This window comes from Mesorhizobium sp. M7A.F.Ca.US.006.01.1.1 (assembly GCF_003997935.1).
Lineage (GTDB): Bacteria > Pseudomonadota > Alphaproteobacteria > Rhizobiales > Rhizobiaceae > Mesorhizobium.
Genome location: NZ_RZQL01000033.1, coordinates 1 through 25687 on the forward strand (window position 1 = coordinate 1; position 25687 = coordinate 25687).

The following is a 25687-nucleotide window of genomic DNA, read 5'->3' on the forward strand; positions in this document are numbered from 1 at the left end:
GTACCATGGCGGAGGTGGTTTGTTCGGAATTTTGCCTATCCATGCCGCATCGTCGTGTCCCAATTTATTGCCAGAGCGGTGATGCGCGCGAAATCAATGTCGATAAAATGATCCTGAAGGGGGTGGATGTGATCCCGCATGGCCTCATCAACTCGCGTAGCAAATTCGGCGTTGGGGGAGAAACCTTTCTGGATTTCGTCAAATGGGTGGCGCACCGCGTCAAGCAAATCGGCCAACCAGACTATTCTCCGGTGCTGCATTTCGATGTGTACGGCTGGATCGGTATGGAGATCGGGCTCGACGTCCAGCGCATCGCCGACTTCATCAGTAAGGTTGCTGACGCGGTTCCGGAGTTCACGGTGAATATCGAATCGCCAGCCGACTTCGGGTCTACGCCGGCGCAGGTCGAAAATTACGGGCAGATCGTCGGCATTCTGAATGCGCGCGCGTCACGTGCGCGCATCGTTGTCGATGAACGCTGCAACACCTTAGAGGATGTGCGTCTGTTTGCGGAGGCTAAGGCGACCCATCTCGTGCAGATCAAGACGCCGGACGTGGGCTCGATCGCCGACAGCGCCCGTGCGGTGCTTCTGTGCAAAGAGAACAACGTGGACGCCTATGTGGGAGGCAGCTGCAGCGAGACGGATCTCTCCGCGCGAGCGACGGTTCACATTTCGGTGGCAACACAGGCGGACATGATGCTCGCGAAGCCTGGCATGGGCATCGACGAAGGTCTTTCCATTGTAGGCAACGAACAAAATCGGTTGCTCGCCATGCTTGATCGGCGTCGGGCACAAAACCTGAAAGCCGCGTAGGAAGCGCCCTGATGCTAAACAGTCTCAAGGACATCACGGTTGTGGCGGTCGAACAGGCCGTTGCAGCTCCCTACGCATCGTCTCGCCTTGCTGACGCAGGCGCCCGGGTGATCAAGGTCGAAAGGCCCGAAGGGGACTTTGCCCGAAACTACGACAAGCTGGTGCGGGGGCAGAGCGCGTACTTCGTCTGGCTCAACCGGGGTAAGGAGTCGGTCTGTCTAGACCTGAGGTTGGAGGCGGATCGCGCCGTCCTCGACACGCTCATTGCCAGTGCTGATGTCTTCATCCAGAATCTAAAGCCGGGCAGCATAGAAAAACTGGGGTTCGCGTCCGCTGATCTGCGTCGACGATATCCGCGGCTGATCACCTGCGACATTTCTGGTTTCGGGGAGTCAGGGCCGTATTCCCATTTGAAGGCCTACGATCTGATCGTCCAGGCCGAAACAGGTCTATGCGCTATCACCGGCAACCAACAGGGGCCTGCGCGTGTAGGGGTCTCGGTTTGCGATATCTCGGCGGGCATGACAGCGCACAGCGCCATTCTTCAGGCACTGTACCACCGCGAGGTCACCGGCGAAGGGACCAGCATCCAGGTGTCACTGTTTGATGCCGTCGCCGACTGGATGAACGTGCCGGTTTTGCAAAATGATTACAGCGGCTACCAGACGGTACGCGCAGGCGTGAAACACCCGTCGCTCGCGCCGTATGGTGCCTATCGCTGTGCCGACGGCAAAGAGGTCATCTTTTCGGTTCAGAATGACCGCGAATGGGTGAATTTCTGCGAGAAATTCCTGAAGCAGTCCGGGCTCACACGCGCACCTGGTTTTGCTGACAATATGGAGCGCCTCGCTCATCGTGCGCAACTTGATGAGATCATTGAACAGCGGTTTTTTGAACTATCCTGCCACGATGCGATGCAGGAGCTCGAGGCGGCCGGCCTGGCATATGGCCGACTGAACGAAGTGGTGGATGTTTCAAAGCATCCACACATTCGCAGGGTGCAGGTTGGAACACCCGATGGAGCCGTCGAGACGATAGCGCCGGCGGCGATTTTCAACTCGGAGCTCCCCTCGCTTCGCCCAGTCCCGGCTCTTGGCTCTCATACCGAGGCTGTCCGCGAGGAGGTGCGGGCGCTTTTGCGCGAAAGAGCCGCGTCAGCGTGAGCGCGCGTTTCAGTAAGGTGAGACTGCTCGCGGTTTACAAAATGCCTGTGTACCTCGGATCATTTCAGCGCACCGGCCGCCTAGAAAGCTCACTGGCAGCGCCCGCGCTAAAATCGGCCGCAAAGGCGTCTCCATGATCAAGGACACCTTTGCGGCCGTTGAAGGCGCGATGTCTGTACCGCGCTGGAGATCCCTGCTCTTCGTTCCTGTTCACGTTCCGCGCTTTGTAGAGACGGCCCATGAGCGGGGCGCAGATGGCGTCATTCTCGACCTGGAGGATTCCGTGCCCCAGGATCGGAAAGGAGAGTCACGGCAGCAGCTTCCTGAATGCGTGGCAGAGGTGGGCCGGAAAGGCGCATCTGTTTTGGTCCGCGTGAATCATGGTCTGCGCGCCTTGGCGGCCGATCTCGATGCAGCCGTGATGGCGGGTGTTGACGCACTGGTTCTTCCGAAGACGGATTCGGCAGAGTGGGTTATAGAGATCGCGAATGCGGTTTCGGAACTAGAACGTGAAAGAAATCTTCCGCAGGGAGGCATCCGGTTCCTTGCCCAGATTGAGACCCCGGGCGCCTTGCAAAGGCTTGCGGCCATTGCGTCGGCGCATCCAAGGATGGTCGCAATGGCGCTTGGCCCTGAAGACTTCAGCGCCGCTGTTGGCGGCGCCCCAGGATTCGACCTTCTTTTGACGCCGAACCTTTCTGTTCTGTTTGCCGCCCGCGCGGCCGGCTTGCTCCCGCTGGGCTTCATAGGAAGCATCGGCGAGTTCTCGGACACGCATAAACTTCGTGAGGCCGCGGTGCGGGCGCGGCGGCTTGGCTTTGCCGGAGCTTTGGCGATCCATCCGACACAGGTGGCCATATTCAATGAGGCTTTCTCGCCAAGCGCCCAGGAGCTCGAGTGGGCCCATAAAGTTGTCGCGGCGGCAAATGATGCCGCCACGCGTGGACTGTCCGCATTCTCGTTGAATGGCAAAATGATAGATCCGCCAGTGGTGCGGCGCGCCCACGAGATCCTGATTCTTGTGGGCAACAACTGACTGGCCTGTTATCAGCGGCTGAACAGGAGCGAATGGCACTACACCGCGCCGGGCAAGCCGATGCAAAATGGCTACGCGATTCCCTCAACGGCCGAATGCGAGACGAGCTGTTGAACGATGGCCTGTTCTTCGGCCTCGACCACGCCCGCAGTGCCACTGCCGAATGGAGGCAGGACCTAAATCCTGTTCATAACACTCATCTGTCTATGTCATTTGAGTGAATAGGTTTTGCTGATCTGGATGCGATCCCATGGGGTATTTTGGGTTTTGCCGCGCGCGATGAACGATGCGCTGAGCCGCCGGTTCGTCAAGCGTTGATCGGCTGAAGACCCATGGACCGTCCGGCAGAGGATGAACGCCTTCGATCGACGCGAGTCCACCGAAGGCGATGCAACGCGGCTCGCCATTGTCAAGCAGACCACGCCAGCAGGAATAGCGCGGAATGTTGTGCTTGGTTCCCGTGTAGCGGACCGTCAGCTCGCGGCCGCAGCGCCGGCAGCGGACAAGGTCGGCGAGCAGAGCGTCGCCATGCTTGGGCGCCCCGTGATGCCGGCTCGTGGGCACGTGGTCGCTCACCATCTTGCGGATCGCTTCCGCCTTTCCCAGCCGACGTAGCCTTCGTGTGCACCCGGAATCAGCGCCAGCATCTCGCGCCTTACGGCGGCTGCGCGAGCGAATGGCGGCATCTGCGCGGTCTGCGCGTCGTGCGGGTTGGAGAAGATCGAACTGATATGTCGTAGGCTGGCGCGGTATGGACCTCTCCCCGGTTCGCTTCGTGAGGACCCGATGCTGCGCCCGAATCCTCCAATTGCGATGGGGTGTGGGAATTGGCCGTCGGGTCCTGCAGCAGTGTCACCAAGACGCCAAGCGTTCTGGGATCGATATGTGGGGCAGGGCAATGCGCCACGCGGTGCAGACCGCGATCAAACATCCAGGCCGGAACTTCCAGCCACCGATCGGAGGCGTGGCGGGAGAGACTGCAGCGGAAAACCTCCCGGTCGGCGTTCTCGATCACCTCATGAACGTGAACACAACGCCCGGCCCAAGGATGCCACGGATAAAGAAACTTGCGTTCCTCGGTCCTGTGGGTGTTCTTTCCTGGTGTTGTTCAACACCGTGAGGCCGCATTCCTCGCTCGCTATTTGACCCCGGCGGTCTTCGCCGGAACCCTCGCCGCAACCGGCTCCGACGCTGCACTCAATGAAGGCTTCGCGCCTCCGCCCGTTGCTCAAACCGCGCCATAACAGAAACGGCCGAGGCTAATCGCCACTGGTTGAAAGTTCAGTGGCAGGTCAGAGGGTCTGGCTCGACGGCCTTAGCTTCAGGCTATCCGGCCAATCCCGGCGATCACCCAGCGACACGATGACTGACCAGTGCTCAGCGCCACCGCCGGAGCTGCAAAAAGAGTTGCGTATGATTGAGCGTTCGACCACGTTGCTGTCGATCTTGATATGGCCTCGTCCAGGATGCGCGAGAGGCGCTTCCCAGCGCGAGAGCGTGTAGGGGATCGCCGCTGTGAGCTTGGTCTTCTGACTGATTTGGCCGAGCTTCTCTAGCCGCCCTGGGTCCAGTGCCGTGATGGTTGAGCACTTTTTGCCTGCGTGCAGCAAGGCCTCGTTGGCCTCGGCTACGGATGTCATCCTCGATCTTTTAGAGTTCGCGGATCCTTCTTAGCGCCTCGATCGGGCGCGGCATGGCAGAAGGCGAGCGTGAAGCCGCTTTTCGTCGGCCAGCAAGCGATGGCCCGCTATAGCCGTCGACCTGCAAGTTCCGGTAGAGAGCCTGCGAGATGAGCGATCGCACGCTGGGCCTTTTCGGTCCGGCGCATAGACATAAGACGCCCGGCGGTCCGCTCCCTCCCTAATCAGTCATCGCGGGCATAAATCCAGAGTAGGCCTGTCTTCGTCTTGCCGACCCCGGAACGAGCACCGGCGCGGTCGTCGCACGTCGGCGAAGAGTTTTGGCGAGGACTTCGGTTTTGCTAAAGCAACCGTTCATGGACCAGACGTAGGTGCCAGTCCGGCGCGGCCGACTACCGGCGCTGCCAGCAGCCTGGGCAAGCGAACCAAATTGTAGCCCGCCAAGTTATGCCGCGCCCGCGGTGGCACATCCTCGCAGCTTGACCTTGGCCATGCCGTCTGAGGTCTTGACTGACCGAACCCTCCTCTGACCCCTTAGGGCAGTGCTGACTGAGATCATAGCCCGGATGGCGCTTCGTGCGGTCATCGATCGCTATACGCGAGGCTTGTTGCTTTCTGCTCAAATGGGCGTTGAAGGCAACGCGCGGCGTGATCTTGCTCTTTGCAGGTCCTTGACTGGCGCGTCCTAGGCTTCGCCAGCGCCAGTCGATGCGCCGTCGCGGCGTCTGCGGTCCAACATAGCGAGAGCGGCATCACGCTCGCCTGTGCCAGGCCTGGGTATGAAACTTTCCAGTCAAGCCGGATTGGCCAGCACCTGGGTGCATAACCAACCTGTTGTCGCGGCTTCATTAGCATGAGGTGCCCGGAAACGAAGATACGTATGGACCCCGCCCCGCTTTCCAATTGAGCCTAGGGGCTGCTGATTCCTTCTTCGCCAAGGGTCGTGAACGGCGTGATCGACCAATGGATTAGGTTGATGGGACGATGAGTGTCGCCTCGGTCGAGCAATGGTGGATGAAACTGCGATGACATGTCCGATAGGATCTCTGTAATCGCCCTGCCTGACGCCCTGCCTTCAGGTTTTCGACATAAAATTTCACCTCGGTCACACCTGATCTTAATGTCGCCAGCGATCTAATCCAGTGTGCCAGGAATGAGGTACCGTACGGCCGCACTGCGAGAATGCCTTCTTCGCAAATCCCAGTCCTCGCCGTGACTGCTAGGTGCAATACTGCAAGCCAGCTGAACCAATTGAGGATCTGTCCCCTCATCGAGGCGCGGATTGACTTGGATGACGACGGGTCCAGGCTTCGTCCACGGAGTTCAATGTTCGTTGGCCCAGCTGAGGCCGTGAGCTTGCAAGCAATTCTGTGACACGTTGACGATACGATCATGCTCGTCATTAGTCAGCAGGGTTGGTTGGACAATTCACCTCTCGGAAGAGGAAATGGGGTGGCCGGCCGAAGTCCGCCAGCGGCAATAGCAATGACCTCCTTTCCCATCTTGTTAGCGCCGCTGGTTGCAATGGCGCTTGGTACTGAAGACTTCAGTGCAGCTGTTGGCGGTGCCCCAGAACTCGACCTGCTTTTGACGCCGAACCTTTCCGTTCTGTTCCCCATGCGGCAGTCTCGGCTCGATAGGAAGCATCGGCGATTCTTAGACAATGATAACTTCGTGGGGCCGCAGGCGATCCATTTAAACATCGATGGGGCTTTTCACCAAGCGCACAAGAACTCGAGGGACCCGTCGTGTCCTCGCGGCGAAAAAGATGCGACGGCGCAAGGCAAAGGCGCGTTCACATTGGACGGGAAGATGGTCGATCTACCGGTTATTCGAAGGGTCCGAGAAATCATCTCCATGGATCAGGGCGCCGAGTTGGCCGGTTGAAGCCTCGGCGGGTTGGGTCCATTCTGGACACATAGGTTACGGTTTTGGTCAAACCACACTGAGATGACACGACAGTTAGGCGTCATGTCGCTCTGCAATTATTGCTGTCGCGCCATCACATTTCGAGATAGATTACATCATTGCAGTCCGCCCTCGGAAGAGTACCCGTGGAAATCAGGCAGTTAAGATACTTTGTTGGCGTGGTCGAAGCAGGCAGTTTCACGAAGGCCGCTGGCTTTCTGAATGTCGCCCAGAGTGCGCTGAGTCTGCATGTGCGCCAATTGGAGGAAGGCTTCGGCACTCAGCTGCTGATACGCGACAGGACCGGCGTGAGCGTGACGGCGTCAGGAGCCAAACTCCTGGAGCGGGCGCGGGCGATTCTCAAAGAAATTCGAATTACCGAGGTGGAATTGACCAACACAGCCGCTTCCCCCGCCGGGGAGGTGACTATTGGCATTCCGTCTGGAGCTGCTCGCGTCCTGAGCGGTCCGCTGCTTGAGACGGTAAGACACGAACTGCCCAAGGTGTCCCTCAAGATGGTCGAGGGTATGACGGGACCGCTAGAGGAATGGATGGCGGCTGGACGCTTCAATCTGGCGGTTCTGTACCGCACTGCGGACAGTGTGGGGCGAATGACTGTGCTAGCGCGCGAAGACCTTTGTCTGGTGGTTCCGTCCGGCGAGCCACCGTTTGAAGATGCGATATCTCTGGCCGACCTGCATGCATTCCCCCTGGCGGTTCCCATGCGCAACAACAATGTCAGGCGTTCGGTGGCTGATGTCGTCGCACAACACGGTTGCGCGATGGACGTCAAGTTTGAAGTGGACTCGCTCTCAACGATCATCAACATGGTCGTAGAGGGAAAAGCGCATTCTATTCTCGCCCCGTCTGCCGTTCAGAAAGAAGCCTCTCAAGGGCTGGTCCGGACGGTCAAGATAGTCGATCCGGTAATTACCCGCTCCGTGGTGCTTGCTGTAAATCCCAAAGATGAGCGTTCTGCGGCCGTTTCTGCGGTCCGCAAGCTCATTCCGAAGGTCGCCAGAGAATTGATTGAGAGCCGGGGCTGGGTAGCATCGGCTCCTGACGCGACCTGAGAACCATCGATCTGTAAACAACGGCATGACTTCCTTCCTGTCGGAACAGATCGATCTGGATTCCAGATGGATTTAGGCACTAATCGATATTTGACCCGCTGCGACCATCGCGATGAAACTGGCTCAAGCGAGCTCAGCGGCTTCGAAAATTGAAACGGCGCTCGCATGGCCAGAATCACAAGTGGAGCCCGCGATGTCCCACGCCAGGAGCTACGAGCTCTTCATTAATGGCAAATGGCGAGCCGGTGGTAGCCGAGCCACTTTGCCGGTGATCAACCCGGCGACGGAGAAGGTATTTGCCTCAGTGGCCTCGGCTACGGTTCCAGACTTGGATGAAGCTCTTGCTTCGGCAGAACGCAGCCGCAAGGCGTGGTCCTCACGCCCCGCCAAAGAGCGTGGCGAGATCCTCGTCTCTGCCGCCAGCAATCTGGCTGAGAAAGCTGGCGCCGCAGCCAGGGACCTGTCGTCCGAACAGGGAAAGACGATTGCCGAAGCAACAGGAGAGTACGCGCGCGCAGTCGAAACGCTGGAATGGAATGGCCGGCATGCCGATGAGTTGTCGACCCCGATTCCGTTGGGTCCGAACAGGATGATCGTCCCGGAGGCCCTCGGTGTCGTCGCTGCCTTTACGCCGTGGAACTATCCAGCCGTTCTCATCGCCCGCAAGCTCGCCCCCGCGCTGGCGGCAGGCTGCCCGGTGATCCTCAAAGGGGCCGAAGAGACGCCAAGCGTGGCTGTCCATGTCGTGGAATCTTTGCGTCAAGCAGGGATACCGGAAGGCGTGGTCAACCTGGTGTTCGGTGTTCCTGTGCATATATCACGGCATCTGCTCAGTTCGCCAATTGTCAAAGTCTTGACGTTCACGGGGTCGACCGCTGTTGGGAAACAGCTGGCCACACTGGCCGCGAATAATCTGCAGCGCTGCATCCTTGAGCTCGGTGGACATTCCCCGGTTATTGTGTGCGAAGATGCCGACCTGGCAACGGCGATACCGGCTATTTCGGAATACAAATTCGAGTGCGCGGGCCAGAGTTGTAATGCGCCCAGCAGGATTCTTGTCGCCCGATCCCGCTATGAGGAATTCCTGTTCCGGATGACGGAGGCGGTCCGAAAAATCAGGATCGGTCCACCGGATGACCCTGCAACGCAGATGGGTCCCATGGCAAACGCGCGGCGAATCGAGGCCATGCAACGCCTGACCAAAGATGCGGTAGAGGGCGGCGCCCAAATCGAGACCGGTGGCATCCCCCTTGACCGACCGGGGTTTTACTGGCCGCCAACCATCCTGACTGGCGTACCGAAGGAAGCGAGAGTGCTTCATGAAGAGCCGTTCGGACCAATTCTCACCGTGGCTCCTTTCGATACGATCGAAGAGGCGATCGATGAAGCCAACGCCACGGAGTACGGTCTGGCCGCCTACTTGTTTACTGGCGCGGCCGATACGCAACAGAGGCTTGTGGGCGGTCTTTCTGCGGGCGCTGTTAGTGTGAATTACCTGAAAGGGGTTTCCGCTGATGCCCCTTATGGAGGAGTCAAACAAAGCGGCTATGGATATGAAGGCGGCGAGCAGGGGGTGCGAAGCTTCCAGATTCTGAAAATGGTCAATGGCCTCGGTTCATTTGGATAAAATCCGGTGGGAAACAGAACACGGACCATGGCCGGTAGCGACATCACAAGGAGCGTCGCCGACGCCCTTCAGTACATCTCGTACTATCATCCTCCAGATTATATCCGGTCTCTTTCTCACGCATACACGCGAGAACAGAGCCCGTCGGCGAAGAATGCCATAGGTCAGATTCTGCTGAACTCCCGCATGGCGGCCTTTGGGCGGCGCCCGATTTGTCAGGACACCGGACTTGTGGTTGTCTTCGCAAAGGTCGGCATGGATGCCCGCATTAAGTCAACAGCCAGTTTCGCGGATCTTGTGAATGAGGGCGTACGTCAAGCCTATCTCGATCCGGACAATCCCCTTCGGGCATCGATCGTTGCGGATCCCCTCGCTAGACGGGTCAACACCCGCGACAACACACCGGCAGTTGTCCATGTCGACCTGGTGCAAGGTAACCAGATTGAGATCACCATCGCCGCGAAAGGCGGCGGGTCGGAGAACAAGGCACGTTTTACCACCCTCAATCCCACCGCCTCCGTTTCCGACTGGGTGGTCAATACCGTTTCGACCCTTGGCAGCGGGTGGTGTCCACCTGGACTGATCTCTGTCGGCATCGGTGGTAGCGCTGAAAAGGCGATGCTGCTGGCCAAGGAGGCCATGAACGAGCCCATAGATATGGCGGAACTGATCGCAAGGGGGGCGTCAAGCGCAGAAGAGGGGCTGCGGATTGAGCTTTATGAGCGGATCAACGCGCTTGGTATCGGCGCCCAAGGCCTTGGTGGTCTGACGACAGTCGTTGACGTCAAGGTTGCGACCTATCCTACTCATGCAGCGTCCAAGCCTGTGGCGCTCATCCCGCAATGCGCCGCCAACCGGCACCTGAAGTTTACTTTGGACGGCTCTGGACCCATCAGCCTCCAGCCGCCCGATTTGCGCGAATGGCCCGACATCGGAGCCGACGAATTGAACCCAGCCGGCGTCCGGCGGGTCAATTTAGATACGCTTACGAAGGAAGAGACGGCATCGTGGCGCTGCGGTGAAACGCTCCTGCTTTCTGGAAAGATGCTGACGGGCCGTGACGCTGCCCACAAACGAATGGTCGAACTGATTGATGCCGGCAAGCCGCTCCCAGTCGATCTGAGGGGCCGCGTGATCTACTACGTCGGTCCCGTCCGGGCAGTGAGGAATGAAGTCGTTGGACCCGCCGGTCCAACAACCTCCAGCCGCTTGGACGATTTTACGGACAAGGTGCTCGCCGAAACCGGCCTTTTCGCGATGGTGGGCAAAGCGGAGAGGGGACCGGCGGCCATCGCGTCGATTGTAAGACACAGAACGCCATACCTTGCTGCAGTGGGTGGCGCTGCGTACCTGATTTCAAAGTCGATTAAGGCGGCGCGGATTGTCGCCTTTGAAGACCTGGGCATGGAAGCCATCTATGAATTCGATGTGCAGGACATGCCCGTCGTCATGGCTGTCGATGTTGAGGGAAACTCCATTCACAATTCCGGGCCTCTTGAGTGGCGTAAGCGTATGGCAGCCGACAGCATCGCACGCAACATCGGTGTTTGAGTCTTTCCGGTTGGGCGATTTCGGCCAGACCCGAGCGCCAAATTATCGGGCAAGCCATAAGACGAGCGGCATTTGCGGTGCCCTGCGCCTCGGCGAGCCGGCCAAGCAAGGCCTTCAATTCACCCTAATAGTTGAATGTGCGAGTGAATACTGCATTGAGTATGCCGTCCATGCGATCGAGGGTCGAATGCAGTCGCGCGTCTATCAAGTACGGCAGCGAGATTCAAGAAAATCGGTTATCTATTTATCATGGTCTCCGCCGCCGCCGACTATTCTCTCCAGCTGCACCATTGCCCCGTTGGGCGTTGGGGCGATAGCCAAATTACTTCTGCAGCTTTTCTCAGCGGATCGCTCACCCTCAGCTGATTTTCGTACCCCATTCTGGCACATCTCGGGCCTGGAACGGATGCCTTCCACTGCTACATTCGCTCGTTTCAATTGATGATAGAATTGATCGGCACACAACGCGATGTCATCGCTGAGAGCATAGGTTATGAAGTCGAAACCCGATCCCGTGCAACTCGACAGTTGGGACCTGCGGATCCTCTCCGAAATTCAGGCAGACGGTCGGATTTCAAAAAGTGAGCTTGCAAAACGAGTTCATCTTTCGGCGTCCGCCTGTTCGGAGCGGCTCCGAGCACTCAAGGCCGCGGGGATTATTGAGGGATTTTATGCGCGGCTGAGTCCTGCCCTCATCGGCGGCATGATCTTTGTGATGGTGGAGGTCGTGCTGGATCGTCATCGTCTTGAGGACCAACGACACTTCGAAACTGCTATCCAAGACATTCCGGAAATCCTGGACTGCTGGGCAATTGGGGGGCGCGTGGATTATCTGATGCGGGTCGCATCTCGTTCTATGGCCGCCTATCAGGATTTCATGGAGGGACTGCTGCAGGCAGGCTTGGGGATTGATCAATACTATAGCCTTGTCGTCACGAAACCAGTGAAGTCCAATTCACCGATACCTTTGTCCGCCCTGAGGCAACGGTAACCCAAAAGCTAAGTTTCAACGGCGTTTGGCACGGATCCCGTAGATTCGTCGGCAAAAGGCACCCATTCCGACGAAACTCAAGGGACATTTGCGGTATACTAATTGCTGGAAAAAGGTGGCCGAGCGCTATCCGCCAGTTGATCGCGAGCAAGGACGATGCGCTTGAGCAATCTGGAACCGATCTATTCCAGGAGAGGATCGAAGCAGCCATCGGACGCACTTGCCCAGCACGGTTACGGCGAGAAGCCAAACCGGATCGTGCCTGGTTGAGGAGGCGTCCATATCTAAGATGCGAAGTGCCGAAAAATGCCTCTACCGCTACTTCAAGGGGGGAACTTTCGCCCTGGATTGGCGATCAGTGGCGATTGAGCTTAGTCGCGGTCAGCGCATCCGTGTAGGGGGCGAAATCTACAGCGAGGGTTTGGCAAGCCGACGGGTAGCGGGAGTGCAAGCTGGCCCGCTCGGCCTTGGCGACCAACCCGGCCCTCGACGCCTGCGGACATTCGGAGATCGCGTTTTTACGTCCTAAGTTCGTTGCTGTTCGAGATTAGGAGATCGTCTGTCCTGTTTGACATTGCTGGTCTCCGCAGCCTTCTAAGCGAGGAGCATGGCTGTGCCGGGATCGCGTAGGTGGGTGACAAGGCCGGTCACTCCTGCCACCCGACGTGGTCTTTGAGAAGGTGGAGGTTGCGCTACCGGCTGGAGAGCATGGTGCCAGTTTTCACAAGACAAGGGTCGCTTAATCGAATGGGCGTCAAGTTCATAGATTGCGAACAGATCATGGGGGGATTTGAATAGTGCTACTGACCGAGGCAGAGCTGAAAAGAGTTGCGAATGCCAGTCGAGGACATAGAGCCGCATCGATCGTTCTAAAGGAAGAGACGGCCGCAGCTACAGCCAGATCGTCATTCGACGTTTTTCTGTCACATTCTTTCAAGGACGCAGAGATCGTTCTCGGTGTGAAGCGAATTTTCGAGGAGCTTGGGTTCACTGCTTACGTAGATTGGGTCGAAGATTCACAACTGGACCGCACAAAAGTCTCCTCGGCCACCGCCGAGTTGCTGCGGACCCGTATGAGGCAGTCAAAGACGCTAATCTATGTGCATTCAAACAATTCTCCAGGATCCAGATGGATGCCTTGGGAGCTTGGCTTTTTCGATGGGTTTCGGACCGCGGTAGCGGTTCTGCCCGTGGCAAAAAATTCTTCGGAAACATTCTCCGGGCAAGAATTTTTGGGCCTATACCCTTACATTGATGGGACAGGACCTGCATTCCTGTTTATGAACAGAGGGACCGCGCCTCGCTCAAGAATAGGCTCTGTAAGCTCGACTGCTAACCTCACGTTTGCCAAATCCTGGCTTAAAGAATTTACCGCCACAAAATAGACTGGTGTGCTTCAAAAATGAAATATCCTGGACTCTATAATAGCGCCGACGTGGCATCCAACGAGCAGCAGGCGACGTTTCTGCGCCTGATCCGGGCAGAGTACGTTCTTCTTTTTTTAGCGTCGGTGCTCTCTTTGGACTTGTCGCCATCAAAAGCCTATTTCGGTGTCTATGCTGCGGTATTTCTTTGCTCAATGGGAGTCCTCATTTTCCGGTCGGTCACAAAGCCCGAGCAGGTCTGGTATCAGGCTCGAGCTCTGGCAGAGTCGGTGAAGACATTGACTTGGCGCTTCGCGATGCGAGCACAGCCGTTCGATGACGCGCGCGCCGCTGACGCCAGAGCTGATTTTCGAAAGCTCATGGAAGGTATCCTTGATAGCAATCGTCACCTTGGTAGCGCGTTGAGCGGCACCGATTCAGCATCCCCCCAAACAACCGACCAGATGATGTCGATAAGGGACTCCCCGCTAAAAGAAAGAAAAGACCTATATCTGCAGAGACGAATCTGCGACCAACGGAAGTGGTACGAGAAGAAGGCGCGCTCGAACAAGAGGTCCGCGAAAGTCTGGATGGGCCTTGGTATTTTTGCATACGCTCTGGGATTCTCGTTCATCGTAGTACGCATCGCTGACCCCGCGATGCCAGGCTGGCCGACCGAGCCGCTAATTGTCATCGCCGCCTCCCTTATTGGGTGGACCCAGATCAAGAAATTTAACGAATTGGCATCGGCTTACACGTTGACAGCTCACGAGATCGGCTTGACTGCCGACCTTATTACGGACGCCAACTCGGATGAGGCATTCTCCGCCGCGGTGAACGAAGCCGAACTGGCTTTCTCACGGGAGCACACCCAGTGGGTTGCTCGTCAAAACAACTAAGAGACAACAATGGCATACAGCGATCCGACCTATGTAATATTTGACGGCGATGAAGACGCTTGGGCATACCGCTTTATGAAAGGGTGGAACGCCAGCGAGAATGTGAGTTTTGAATTCGCGAACGCTCACGATCTGGACAATATGACGAGCCGAGCACAGGACGAAGATTATGTTAAACGCAATCTTCGCAACAGAATGAATGGATCGAGCCAGGTACTTGTCCTGATCGGTGAGAAGACGAAAAACCTTTTTCGCTTCGTGCGCTGGGAAATGGAATTGGCTCTTGATCTAGGTCTGCCGATAATCGCAGCAAACCTTAACGGCTCGCGGCAACAAGATGTGAGCTGTCCGCCTATCATCAGGGACAAATGTGTTGTGCACGTGCCGTTCAAGATGAAGGCCATCAAGCACGCGCTAGCCAATTGGCCGAGCGAATTTCATCGGCTTTCAAACGCTCAGCGTGGCGATGGCGCCAGGAGCTATGGCGAAAGCACCTATCGCGATCTCGGCTTATAATCGCCACCTAAAAGCACTTAGCCGCCCAAACATCCTCGCCATCCGCTGGCGGCGACTAGCCTTAGCAACGTCCGCCAGCGTGTTCCGAGCTTGCCGAGCGATGATAAGAAGAGCACGACGTCCGATTTGCTGAGTTTGGCTGAAAGCTGCAGGTCATGTGCAACCTATTAGAGGAGCCCCGCTCGAAGCGTCGGATCGTCAGACAAGATCATGTCGCGCGAGGGCGCTGGTTTCGCGAGGAAAAGGAGCGGCTGTTCGATGTTTGAGGCTTGATCCAGCGTTTCGAGACTGCACGAGCGGCCAGCATTGATGGAGGCAGCTTTTCAGGCCGCGCAATTCTGTCGGCTCGCCCCCTCCTGCGAGCCGCAGCTCGGCTCGCCCTGCGCAGCAACCACGAATTTGCGATCGCAAGAAAGGCAACACGCTGACGATAGAACTTGGCGGCGCTGGTCGGCTGCGAATCAAGATGTCAATGGCAAGGAGCTCTCGCCGCGCGTCTTTGCCGGGCCGAACCTTCTGGCTATGCTCCTTCGAGAAGTCTGCCGAGCACCAGCCGCCGCACCGCCAAAGCTATCAATATGCGCGAGGGCACGACCTCAGCCTCTCAGCGCTGGCCAACCAGGTTGGAGCCTGTGCCGCGGCACGGAACCCGCTGCCTGCTGATCGAGGCGAATGTGCTTTGCCCCTGATCACCTCATTACCACCCTTGGGAAGGGCAAGACCGATCCGGACCGTCAGAATGTAAGGGATGACCGGCAGTTCGGCGGAACATGGCCGCCGGCGCTCTATCGTGCCTCGCGCGGCCGGCGGGAACAGCGTCCCGAGCGCTATTCATCCGTCAATATCGCCCGCTAATCGGGCACTATGCTGGGCGCATGCGCGTCGTAAGCTGTTCGTGTTTGCAGGACGCGCCCCCGACCCTCGGCTAAGGCGAAGGTGACGCCTTAGTTTTCACGGCAATTCGGGCCGATCCCGCGAATTTCACGGCGAATAACCTGCATTCCCGAGAAACTCAAGGGACGTTTCCGGTATGCTATTTGCTAAACAGGTGGCTGGCCGAGTGCCCTCCGCCAATTTATCGCGAGGAGAGGGACATGCGCTTGAGCAATCTGGGAACCGAGCAACTCCGGGAGAAGGATAGAAGCTTCGTCTTCCATCCTTCTACGCATCTGGCCAAGCACAGCCGAGGCGAAACGCCAAATAGGATTATGGCCGGTGCGGAAGGCGTCTATATCTGGGACACCGAAGGCCGAAGGAGCCTCGACGGTTTCGGAGGACTCTACTGCGTCAACATGGGATATGGATGCACGGAGATCGCCGAGGCCATTGCCAGGCAAGCACACGAATTGCCGTTCGCGCACGTCTATGCCAGCCAAGGTACGGAGCCGGTCGCCCTGTTGGCAGAGGCCGTGGTCGAGTATTTCGGTCAGAACATGCGAAGGGTCTATTTCGGCCTCTCCGGTTCCGATGCCAACGAAACCAACATCAAGCTGGTCTGGTACTATAATAACATTCTTGGCCGGCCCGAAAAGAAAAAGATCATCTCGCGAAATCGCGGCTATCACGGGTCTGGATTGGTCACGGGTAGCCTAACTGGCCTTCCCTTCTTTCACAATTTCTTCGACCTGCCTCTGGATTTGGTGCGCCATACAACCACGCCGCACTATTACCGCCAGGCGCGTGTCGAGGAGAGCGAGGAAGCGTTCTCCCGGCGCTGTGCCGATGAGCTTGAAGCCTTGATCCTGGCCGAAGGACCGGAAACGGTTGCAGCTTTTATCGGAGAGCCGGTACTTGGGACAGGAGGTATTGTGCCGCCCCCCAAAGGGTACTGGACGTCCATTCAAGCGGTGCTCGACAAATACGATATCCTTCTAATCGCGGATGAAGTGGTCTGTGGCTTCGCGCGAACCGGCGAGAAGTTCGGTTCCCACCTGTATAACATGCGTCCGGATTTCGTGACCATCGCAAAGGGTTTGAGTTCCGCCTACCTCCCCATCTCCGGGTCAATCATTGGCGACCGTGTCTGGTCGGTTTTGGAACAAGGAACTGAGAAGCACGGCGCACTCGGCCACGGCTGGACATATTCGGGGCACACGCTTTGTGCCGCAGCCGCGCTCGCCAATATTCGACTGCTTAAAGAAAAAAATATTCTGGAGCATGTCCGCGATGTTGGACCGTATTGGCAAGACCGGATGAAGGCCGAGCTGGCGGGACATCCCATCGTTGGTGAAGTTCGCGGAGTGGGTATCCTGTCGGCCGTAGAGATGATGCGGGACCCAAAACAAAGGATACCATTCGAACCCGACCTTCAGGTCGGGGTGCGCACTGCAGCTGCTCTGTTTGAGAATGGTGTCATCGGACGGGCCATGCCGCATGGCGACATCCTCGGTTATGCCCCCCCCCTGATCATTACCCGAAAAGAGATCGACATCATTGTCGACGCGACGGTAAAGTCGGTCGATACCACCTATCGCGCGCTGAAGGCCGAGGGTGCCGTATGATTTTGCGATCGCGAAGGAGCGAGTCCGGAGGCAGGCATGTCCCTGCGCGCTACTGCGCCGAGCAGACCCAAAACTGTTGAATTCCAGATATCTGATCTTGAGCATGCTCCGGGCTATTTCAGTCACGATTTGTAACCGAATCAGTTCTGCCGCCGCTGTCCTGTTGCCCAACGACCAGGACCTCTGTGCGGCGCGCCCTGCGGGTGTACCTCCCCGCCGGCAGGGCGCCCTTTTTGACCCACGTAATCAGTATCATTATGGCCCGTGCGGGATCGAGGGTCTGGTAAAGGTCATCTGCACGTTCCGATGCAGATTGAGCTTAGACGTGCCCTTTACATCATTGCAGCGGGCCATAATCATTGCGGTGAATTTTATCACGTCAGGTATATAGAAGGACGATACTCACACGCCACCCCGTTCACAAGGAAAGGCATTTTAATATTGTTGAGACGATTTGCCTATCAAAGAAAAGAAAGCATCGCAACACTTCTTTGCGGATCACGGCGCCCCGGGTGGGGGATGAGCGGCTATCCGAATTGTTATGCTAATGCCGACCCAAATTCCTGCAAAAGCTGGGGTCAATGATGGCTTTTGGTCAGCGCAGGATGATTTCTCCTGATTTGGTCGGTGCAGGGGCGGTCATGATTTAATGCATGGAGATTCTCTGATTGAGCTGTTGAGATCATGAGGCGTCTGCCAGACGCCCATCGGGTGAGCCCAGCATGATTGGGATGACCGACGAAGATCGAAAGTGTGGCAGCATTCTGGAGCCCGGTCAGCCCAGCGACGCCCGCGAATTCAATCACGTTTGTCGGGACATACACGACGCAGCCGGAAGGCGTGCAGAAAGAGGAAGAATCGAGCGCGACGATGACGAGGCACATGCCACTTGTTTTCGAGACATTCCTTGAAAGACTGTCACAGAGTATCGATGAGGCAGATTTCCGGGATGCCATGGCTGAGGCGGCCGGACGACTTGACCTAATCTTCTTTGCCTACCTCTCCTTGCCAGCACGGCCTTCCGGCAAACCGAGGTTAATTTCAAACTATCCACCCCGCTGGACCAGACAGTATCTGGAAAATCAGTATGAGAAACTCGATCCTGTGGTCTTGCGTGCTCGAAATGGCGGCTGCCCGTTTCACTGGGGATCGAATTTGGGAGGCGATAAAATGTCGCCGGCTCAACAGCAGCTATTCGATGAGGCGGCTCAATTCAGCATCTGCTGCGGTTTGACGATCCCAATTGTCGATCTCCGCGGCCGCATCGCTGCGGTTACTTTTGCCGCCGATGAGCCTCGTCCAGTATTTCTTCGGGTCGCTGAGCGGTACGAACAAGCTCTTCAACTGATGGCGGCCTGCTTTCATCGTTGCGTTCGCCGCAAATTGCCGAGCGATCGAACAGTGGATGGGGTTTCGCTGACATCCCGCGAATATGAGTGCCTGAGGTGGGCAGCGCGGGGTAATTCAGCCTGGGTGACCGGCCGCATCTTGGGTATCAAGCCACGCACGATCGCTTTTCATTTGGACAATGCCAAGAAGAAGCTAGGCGTGCGAACCCAAAATCAGGCTATAGCCCTTTTGGGGTCCGAAGGGTCCTCAATTGTCTGAGAAGCTTTTTGATCCCCTTGTGCTCGGGCCATTCGATCGCGCGCTTTGTATCGAGCGTTGACTGGATGCCGAGATCTTCTGTTCCGCCGGCTCGGGCGATGCAGCCGTATTCTTCCAGTCCGCGCCGGTGATCATAGTCTATGGGTGCTCGAGCGGGTGTGTCGTCGCTGACGAGCTAGTTGTGGAGCCTCAACAGGTTGTCCTCGGTTAGAGCGAGGCGACTGATAGGTGTTTTGGACTTTAGGCTCCCGTGGGGACGGTGCCAATTGTATCTGTGCAGCCAGACCGGCAACTCTGCGGCGCGGTGATCTGAAGTCGGATAAGCGATGGCATAAGCCCATTCGCGCAGTGCTGTCTGGATGAAGCGCTCGGCCTTGCCATTGGTCTTGGGTGTATAGGGTCTTGTCCTGACGTGCTTGAGGCCGAGATCGCGGCAGGCCTTGGCGAAGGCCTTTGATCTGTAGCAGGAGCCGTTGTCGGTCATGACGCGGGCTATCGTGACGCCGAGGCTGGCGTAGTAGGCCACCGCCGCCTTGAGGAAGGCGATGGCGCTTTCTTTTTTCTCGTCGGGCAGGATCTGCGAGAAGGCGATGCGGGAGGCGTCGTCGATGCAGACATGGACGAACTCCCAACTGCTGCCGCGCGAGCTGGCATTGCCGGTGCGCTTGCCGGTAATGCGATGACCGATGCGCTCGAAACGACCGAGCTTCTTGATATCGATATGGATCATCTCGCCAGGATGCTCGCGCTCGTAGCGTCGGATCGGCTCGGCCGGTTCGATATCCCGCAACCGCGACAGTCCGGCACGCTTGAGAACCCGGCTAACGGTGGCGGGCGAGACGCCGACCTCATGGGCGATGTGCTTGCCGGTCCAACGTTGCCGCCGCAGCGCCATGATGCGCTCGGCGATCAACGCAGCGGTGGCCTGCGGCATATTGGCGGGCCGCGAGGAACGGTCGATCATGCCGGCCCGCCCTTCGGACTTGTAGCGCTCGACCCAGCGCGCCACGATCTTGGCCGACACGCCGTAGACACGCGCCGCATGGGCTTTGGAGAAAGCGCCTTCTATCACCGACAGCGCCATCTCCTCTCGACGCAGCGGTGTGAGACGGGCATTCTTATGGATGTTCATTCGGACCCTCCGGTGAGTGCTGAAGCTTGGTAACTCCAGTCTCCCCGGTCCGGTCCGAATGGACAACCTCCCGAAAGCTCACAGCTAGTCGTGCGGTTATATAGTTTCCGAGGATGGCCCGCTTGCATACCTGCCTGCCGGTAATCTCTAACCCTTGACTTAGGGCGATGGCTATCGGTTATGCGGCTTGAAAGCGAAGAGGTGGACCCTTCGTCGAGCGCCGGTACGATATGGAGTGCTGCTCCGGGCTAATACCCATCCAGACAGAGCGGAACCTTCTATCACGTCAGACGCTCGGACAGTTGCCAAACCCCGATTTCCTGGGAACTGAATTGTGCTCGCCACCGGGTCCATTTTGCCGGCGCGTCTGTGGTGCAGGCCCCGATCAGCCTGACCAATGGCACAGGAACGCTTCTATGACCGAGCACTGCGAATTTGTCAGCTGGCGAACAATTCCTTGTAGCCGCTCGTCACCATCCAGTTCGCACGGTCGAGATGACTACGAAGCGCCTTCCTGGCGCGCTCCGGTTCAAGTGCCGGATCAATGCCGAGGATCAGTTGGGCCATTTCCTCTTCGGGCGCCTCATCGGCTGAGGCGTCCAGGAGCCTCATATAGATGGTAAAGTGCGCCCTGTCGTAGGCGGTAAGACGGTCAGACCAAGGGACTTCGTCGAGCAGTGTTGAGCTTTGAGTCCTATCTGTTCCCGTTGATTGATTCATGTCTGCCGCGAACCTCGCATGTTGATCGCTGGATCCAAGGCAGAATATCCCAAAATGGGATAATCCGAAACGGGGATTAGTCGCTGAGCCGGTCTCTACCTGCCGGTTCACCTAAATGCCCAAATCTCTTCGATCTCCCCGCCACCAGCGGTTTCTGGCCCAGTTGATCTCACTGCGCAATGTCAAAGGGCTGACGCAGGCGCAGGTGGCTGAGAAGCTTGGTCGTCCGCAATCTTTCGTGGCGAAATATGAGGGTGGCGAACGGCGTCTCGATGTCATTGAGTTTCTCGACGTAACTGCGGCCCTCGATGCTGATCCGTGTGAGATTCTGTTGAGCCTGCGCACGTAGTGGGCGCCCGCGCCCATCACCGCGCGTGCCGTGTGCCGGTGGGTCGAGCCCCGATTTTCTTGGCTCTGGCGTCTCGACCATTCCGCTGCGCCTCCTAGCGCGTCGTTAGACTCTCGCAATTCGCTCTGTTTTGTGCCTTTCTCAGCAGGTGGCGCCGCATCCTTCTAGGCCCGCCGCGGCGTCCCGCAACCCTTAGCCAGCTGTGAGCTTTCAGTAGGTTGTCCATCCGGCCCTTCGGATGCGGTGCGGCTCAGACGGCGGACCCGTTCCTGTCATGATTCGCCGCCGCACCCATTCCTGGGAAGCAGCCATTGGCGAGCGGAGGACAAAATGATGAGACAGCGAAGCGCTGGGCCATCCGCGCTGTGGTGATACGTCGATGCATGGCGGTTGCGCGACTTCGTTGCTTGAAGCGAAGCGACCGCACCGCCCATTTCGTCAACTGGCGAACAAATCCTTGTAGCCGCTCGTCACCACCCAGTTTGCACGGTCGAGATGACTGCGAAGAACGTTGCGTGCGCGCTCAGGTTCGCGTGCCGGATCAATGCCGAGGATCACTTTGGCCATTTCCTCTTCAGTGGCGTTGTCGGCCGAGGCGTCCAGGAGCCTCATATAGGTTGTAAAGTGGTCCTTGTCGTAGGCTGTAATGCGGTCCGACCAGGGGACCTCGTCGGCGAACGGCGTGTTCGATCTGGGCTGCAACATCGCTAATTCTATCTCCGGCCAATGGACCCGCGAAGCCCTGTGCCTGCTAAATGTGGATTACATATTATAGTTGATAAACTCAAGCCGCCTGATCCGCTGGCTTGCGTGCATGGATATGCGCAAGTTGGTCGGACGGAATGTGCAGAGGATCAGGCAAAGGAAGCGCCTGACGCAGGAGCAGCTTGCGGAGATTTCCGGGTTCAGTCAGCAGTACATCAGCGGCTTGGAGAAAGGCCGAAGAAATCCGACAATTATCACGATCTATGAACTGGCATTGGCCCTCGGCGTCAGCCACATGGATCTGGTTCGGCCCGACAAACAGGCATGATACACCCGCCCTCCAAGTAGCTGGCCGCCTGATGGCGCGCGCCGGGTGCTCGTGAACCCAGGCTTTTCTTAGGGTCCCCCGGCAGCCCCTGCCATTTGGCTCGCCCTGGCCCGGCGCACCCTATTGGACAGTCGGCCGCTGCGGTTTTTGTCAGCCTTTCCTGGGGCGGTCGGCATTGCCTTTTAGGCCCGCCGCGGCCTCCCGCAACCTTCGCTCTCGCTTCAGGTCCTTCTCTTGGTTACGATCCTTCGGATGCGGTTCGCCTCTTTCAGCGGGCCTAATCGCTTTCTGCCGCCCACCCCACGGGGACAGCCACGCGAGACTAGTATGGAGCGTTGCGGTTAGCGCACGAACAGCAAAGGAACTGAAAAAACAGGCAACTGTCGAAGCATGGCTGAACCAGCCATCGTGTCGGCATCTTGGAGCCGCGTGTTCGCCTTGAGGCCCTGCCGGTAGGATCCCTGCAGTTGAAGTCATTGTCGGCATTCTGACAACAATGGACATGAACCGCCGAACTATCAAGGCGACCAGGTTGTTGTCTAGCAATGGTTTTCCGAATCGGCACGGCACTTGCGTTACCAAAAACAAGTACGCCGCGGCACGGATCGCCCAAGAGGCTGAACGACCTGATCTGTTTGACCCTCGCAGCAGGGGTGGATGGCTAACACAAAGGAAACTTTGAAGGTGGACGTTTTCGAAAGTTCTCCAATACCTGTCAGGAAAACACGGACGCCATCTTTCTCGGTGGATCTAGCCTTGCTGGGAGTCGCATTCGTTTGGGGGGCGAGCTATCCGGTCGGGAAAGGCGCACTGTTCTACGCGCCGGTTTCGATACTTGTTCTTTATCGCTTCCTGATTACTACGATCATTACGGCAGTGGCTGCAAGACATGAGATCGCATTGGTCTCCTGGGGCGATTTCATCCGCGGCTTCGCATTGGGAACAATACTTTTTTGCATCTTTATTGCTGAAACTTACGGCGTTGCATCGACAAGCGCAATGAACACGGCCTTGATCATATCGCTTTGTGTGATTTTCACGCCGAGCATCGACTATGGGCTATCACGGCGACTTCCACCTACGGGCATTTTGGCAAGTGCTGCCATAGCGTGCATCGGTGTCGGCATTCTCACTGGCGGGATCAGCAGGTTCAGCCCGGGTGACGCGCTTGTCTTGGGGGCCGCGATTCTGCGAGCGGTTATGGTCGTTTCCACCAAACGCCTTCTGGCCGGCCGGCAGATTTCATCTGCAGCCCTGACGGCCATCCAAGGATCGACGGTGGCAACACTTACTTTCGTTTTGGCCGTCGCTCAGTTCGGAATTTCAGGCCTTGTTGTGAGGGCCACCCTTCAGTTTTGGGGCGCTGTTGCCTTCCTTGCACTCTTCTGCACCCTCGCTGCATTCTACATTCAAAATGCCGCAGTGAGAAAATCCACACCGACACGGGTTGGCTTCTTGATGGGAACAGAACCTTTTTTTGGTTTCGTTCTAGCGCACCTTCTTCTGAATGAGCCTTTGACAGTACCGAGCTTGATAGGCGCAGGCCTCGTCCTCGCTGCGACGTTTGCTGGCATCTGGTTTGAGAGCAGGACATCCAAATGAACCCCATCTTGGCTTCCACCAAACCCGCCATCGGCGGCATTTCGAGTTTTGAAGATCTGGAGGCTTTTCCGGACCGAACCGCACCAGTTGCAACCATGTTCAGCGGCGGTCTCGACAGCACCTATCTTCTCTACAAGCTGCAAAGCCTTGGCTTTGCGAACATTGAAGCTGTCGCAGCGGATGTCGGAACGCGCATCGATCAGCCTTTGTTGGAACGGACGGCAGCCATGTTCGGCGCGCGCTTTGTCTGCCTCGAAGGGCGGGATGCCTTTGTCGAACAAGGCGTGAAATCAGCCATTCGAGCCCACGCCAAGTACCTTGGCATCTATCCGTTGAGCAGTTCGTTGAGCCGTCCCATAATCGCATCTTTGGTTGTTAATCATGCTAGGTCAATCAACTCACGGCTGGTTCTTCATACAGCAAACCTTTCTCAAAACAGTCTTCCGCGCCTTAACAATAGCATTAAGCGCTCAGGATTTTCCGGCAACTTCGGCAGTCCGTATGAATGCTCTGTGATATCCCGACAACAGAAGACCTCCGACCTGTCCAAGTGTGGAGCGACTTTTGTGGCGGACCGCACGTGGAGCGCGGACGAAAACCTCTGGTGTCGGGAATTCGAGTCGGGGCCTTTGGAAGATCCCGAGAACTTTTCCATCCCCGAGGAGGCATTTGCTTGGACGCGCCACATTCCCGCAGAGCAGCCGGTAGAGATCAAACTCGGGTTTGCAGACGGAAGTCTCGTGTCAATTGATGACCGTGATGTTGCATTGGTCGACGCAATCCCGTTCCTGAATAACACGGTCGGCAAATTCGGGCACGGCCGCTTTGTCGGGCTTGAACACATCACAACCGGCCAAAAGGTTCTCGAAGTCCGCGAGGCCCCTGCCGCGGCCATTATCTTCGACGCGCTGCGTCACCTCGAAACCGCTTCTCTTGACGTGGCATCAATCGTTTTGAAGCAAGGGCTTGAGCAAGCCTGGTCCCAAGAGGCGGTTTCAGGTGCATGGGGCAGTACTATTCACCAGATGTGCGAACGGGCCATTGCATCCGCCCTCGAGGGCGTTAGCGGGAGCGTCAGCTACATAGTCGATCACACACGCTTTTTACCTCGGTCGATCCGAGCCAGGACGCCGAGATACATTAGGGACCGCGACCTTTGGGAATACCAAGCCGCAACCCACATAGCGTTGTCCAAAGCGTTCCGTCCTCGCCAAGTCACCAAAAGGGAGACACCCGTGGAAAACAACGCACCCCAGGCGCCGGCCAACCTCAGTCAACAATGCACTGACGGTCTGGTGACAAATGGATGGTGGTTTTCAAAAGGCGAGCGCGCCGAAGCCTGCTTTGGCATCGAAATTGATGCAGCCTGGAAGAACTTTGCTGACCATTGGAATCGACTTCTTCTCGATGAATACATGCGTGACGGCGGAACATATCGTTACCGGCGCTATAGCGCTTTTGAATATGACGCGACTGACGGAATCTTTAGGCTCCTACCCCACGCCCCCTACGAACAATCAAAAAGTGTCAATCATCTGAATGGCGGCTTCAAGCGCCACTTCGAGCCCCTTGAAAACTCCTTTATAGACCATCCCGTCTTAGAAAAGATTCTGACAGGTTTCTGCAGAATTCTATGTGAAGCCGCCCGACATGATCGTTGGAATATCAAGATCCATCCCTACCGGATTGTCGCGCGCGATGGTGTAAATGGCAAACCGGCACCCGAGGGCCTTCACCAGGACGGGGTGGACTTCATTGCTTGCTATATGATTGGGCGGGTCAACGTCACCGGCGGCATGAGCATGATCACCGACGCCTCAAAGGAGTTCCTCGGCGAGGTCGAAATGAACTCCCCGAATGATTTTGTGATCTGCAACGACCGCGAAACCTTTCACGATGTATCGTCGATTGTGGCCGAAAACCTGAAAATGCCGTACGCTTATCGCGACGTCCTTGTGATCGCCTTCGAGAAATTATAACGCCCAGCGCGCCGAGAGCATTTTCAACAAGGTTCAATACTGCTTGGTATCCTCTCGGGTGTTCCTGGTGCGGGAACAATGCAGGATTAATTTCTTGCATCTAAACACCTAGATAGCAGTTTCGCCTCTCTGGTATGATGGTTTTTGGCCTCGCGGATCTCGCGTAATACGAATGACCGT

Annotated in this window: 21 protein-coding genes and 3 pseudogenes; 19 read left to right on the plus strand and 5 right to left on the minus strand. The window is 57.2% G+C overall.

Annotation, left to right across the window (positions count from 1 at the left end):
• The 4 genes and pseudogenes from EN943_RS08660 to EN943_RS08675 all read left to right on the plus strand — a co-directional run.
• A partial coding sequence (locus EN943_RS08660; RefSeq protein WP_127412296.1) for a methylaspartate ammonia-lyase occupies nt 1-815 on the plus strand: 815 nt, incomplete at its 5' end.
• 11 nt (nt 816-826) lie between these two features.
• Nucleotides 827-1978 carry a CaiB/BaiF CoA-transferase family protein gene (locus EN943_RS08665; protein ID WP_063169312.1) on the plus strand — a complete coding sequence of 384 codons (1152 nt, stop codon included), beginning with the start codon at nt 827-829 and terminating at the stop codon, nt 1976-1978.
• A gap of 133 nt (nt 1979-2111) precedes the next feature.
• Nucleotides 2112-3014 (plus strand): CoA ester lyase, encoded by a 903-nt coding sequence (locus EN943_RS08670; protein WP_210326668.1) that lies wholly within the window; start codon nt 2112-2114, stop codon nt 3012-3014.
• A gap of 24 nt (nt 3015-3038) precedes the next feature.
• Nucleotides 3039-3163: pseudogene (locus EN943_RS08675) on the plus strand (integrase core domain-containing protein); the annotation flags it as partial.
• A gap of 55 nt (nt 3164-3218) precedes the next feature.
• On the opposite strand, the gene EN943_RS38255 reads toward EN943_RS08675, so the two are convergent.
• Nucleotides 3219-3593 carry a zinc ribbon domain-containing protein gene (locus EN943_RS38255; RefSeq protein ID WP_063169311.1) on the minus strand — a complete coding sequence of 125 codons (375 nt, stop codon included), beginning with the start codon at nt 3591-3593 and terminating at the stop codon, nt 3219-3221.
• Nucleotides 3594-4121: 528 nt separating this feature from the next.
• Here EN943_RS38255 and EN943_RS38260 point away from each other — a divergent pair.
• Nucleotides 4122-4258: pseudogene (locus EN943_RS38260) on the plus strand (IS3 family transposase); the annotation flags it as partial.
• 48 nt (nt 4259-4306) lie between these two features.
• On the opposite strand, the gene EN943_RS08685 reads toward EN943_RS38260, so the two are convergent.
• A complete protein-coding gene (locus EN943_RS08685) occupies nt 4307-4654 on the minus strand; it encodes a transposase (RefSeq protein WP_063169310.1) in 348 nt (115 codons plus the stop codon).
• 1485 nt (nt 4655-6139) lie between these two features.
• Between EN943_RS08685 and EN943_RS08690 the strand changes: the two genes are divergently transcribed.
• From EN943_RS08690 to EN943_RS08735, 10 genes and pseudogenes are all read left to right on the plus strand, one after another.
• Nucleotides 6140-6541, plus strand: coding sequence for a hypothetical protein (locus tag EN943_RS08690; RefSeq protein ID WP_063169309.1), 402 nt, complete (start codon nt 6140-6142; stop codon nt 6539-6541).
• A 167-nt stretch (nt 6542-6708) separates the two neighbouring features.
• Entirely contained in the window at nt 6709-7635 is a 927-nt protein-coding gene (locus tag EN943_RS08695; RefSeq protein ID WP_063169308.1) for a LysR family transcriptional regulator, read from the plus strand.
• A gap of 193 nt (nt 7636-7828) precedes the next feature.
• Nucleotides 7829-9262 (plus strand): NAD-dependent succinate-semialdehyde dehydrogenase, encoded by a 1434-nt coding sequence (locus tag EN943_RS08700; protein WP_063170369.1) that lies wholly within the window; start codon nt 7829-7831, stop codon nt 9260-9262.
• Between the two features lie 27 nt (nt 9263-9289).
• Nucleotides 9290-10813: a fumarate hydratase gene (locus EN943_RS08705; RefSeq protein ID WP_063169307.1), complete on the plus strand. Its 1524-nt coding sequence runs from the start codon at nt 9290-9292 to the stop codon at nt 10811-10813.
• 493 nt (nt 10814-11306) lie between these two features.
• Nucleotides 11307-11804, plus strand: coding sequence for an Lrp/AsnC family transcriptional regulator (locus EN943_RS08710; RefSeq protein WP_063169306.1), 498 nt, complete (start codon nt 11307-11309; stop codon nt 11802-11804).
• A 1402-nt stretch (nt 11805-13206) separates the two neighbouring features.
• The gene (locus EN943_RS08720; protein ID WP_063169305.1) at nt 13207-14067 is read left to right on the plus strand and encodes a DUF4231 domain-containing protein; all 861 of its coding nucleotides are present in this window, start codon (nt 13207-13209) and stop codon (nt 14065-14067) included.
• A 9-nt stretch (nt 14068-14076) separates the two neighbouring features.
• The gene (locus EN943_RS08725; RefSeq protein WP_063169304.1) at nt 14077-14583 is read left to right on the plus strand and encodes a TIR domain-containing protein; all 507 of its coding nucleotides are present in this window, start codon (nt 14077-14079) and stop codon (nt 14581-14583) included.
• Nucleotides 14584-15066: 483 nt separating this feature from the next.
• Nucleotides 15067-15487, plus strand: a pseudogene (locus EN943_RS38265) (transposase); the annotation flags it as partial.
• A 190-nt stretch (nt 15488-15677) separates the two neighbouring features.
• Nucleotides 15678-17084: an aminotransferase gene (locus EN943_RS08730; RefSeq protein WP_063169303.1), complete on the plus strand. Its 1407-nt coding sequence runs from the start codon at nt 15678-15680 to the stop codon at nt 17082-17084.
• Between the two features lie 870 nt (nt 17085-17954).
• On the plus strand, nt 17955-18692 hold the full coding sequence (locus EN943_RS08735) for a LuxR family transcriptional regulator (protein ID WP_082826574.1): 738 nt from the start codon (nt 17955-17957) through the stop codon (nt 18690-18692).
• A 175-nt stretch (nt 18693-18867) separates the two neighbouring features.
• On the opposite strand, the gene EN943_RS08740 is transcribed toward EN943_RS08735, so the two are convergent.
• Both EN943_RS08740 and EN943_RS08745 read right to left on the minus strand, forming a co-directional pair.
• Nucleotides 18868-19824, minus strand: a complete 957-nt coding sequence (locus tag EN943_RS08740) for an IS481 family transposase (protein ID WP_063169302.1) — start codon at nt 19822-19824, stop codon at nt 18868-18870.
• 438 nt (nt 19825-20262) lie between these two features.
• Entirely contained in the window at nt 20263-20544 is a 282-nt protein-coding gene (locus tag EN943_RS08745; RefSeq protein WP_063169301.1) for a DUF2285 domain-containing protein, read from the minus strand.
• A gap of 115 nt (nt 20545-20659) precedes the next feature.
• On the opposite strand from EN943_RS08745, the gene EN943_RS08750 reads away from it, so the two are divergent.
• Nucleotides 20660-20893 (plus strand): helix-turn-helix transcriptional regulator, encoded by a 234-nt coding sequence (locus EN943_RS08750; protein ID WP_082826573.1) that lies wholly within the window; start codon nt 20660-20662, stop codon nt 20891-20893.
• 438 nt (nt 20894-21331) lie between these two features.
• On the opposite strand, the gene EN943_RS08755 is transcribed toward EN943_RS08750, so the two are convergent.
• Nucleotides 21332-21598: a DUF2285 domain-containing protein gene (locus EN943_RS08755; protein ID WP_063169299.1), complete on the minus strand. Its 267-nt coding sequence runs from the start codon at nt 21596-21598 to the stop codon at nt 21332-21334.
• Between the two features lie 109 nt (nt 21599-21707).
• Between EN943_RS08755 and EN943_RS08760 the strand changes: the two genes are divergently transcribed.
• From EN943_RS08760 to EN943_RS08770, 3 genes are all read left to right on the plus strand, one after another.
• Nucleotides 21708-21926, plus strand: a complete 219-nt coding sequence (locus tag EN943_RS08760; protein ID WP_029354714.1) for a helix-turn-helix transcriptional regulator — start codon at nt 21708-21710, stop codon at nt 21924-21926.
• A gap of 657 nt (nt 21927-22583) precedes the next feature.
• Nucleotides 22584-23528, plus strand: a complete 945-nt coding sequence (locus EN943_RS08765; RefSeq protein WP_082826572.1) for a DMT family transporter — start codon at nt 22584-22586, stop codon at nt 23526-23528.
• Nucleotides 23525-25507, plus strand: a complete 1983-nt coding sequence (locus EN943_RS08770; RefSeq protein WP_063169298.1) for an argininosuccinate synthase-related protein — start codon at nt 23525-23527, stop codon at nt 25505-25507. Before EN943_RS08765 ends, EN943_RS08770 begins: the two co-directional genes overlap by 4 nt.
• Nucleotides 25508-25687 lie beyond the last annotated feature (180 nt).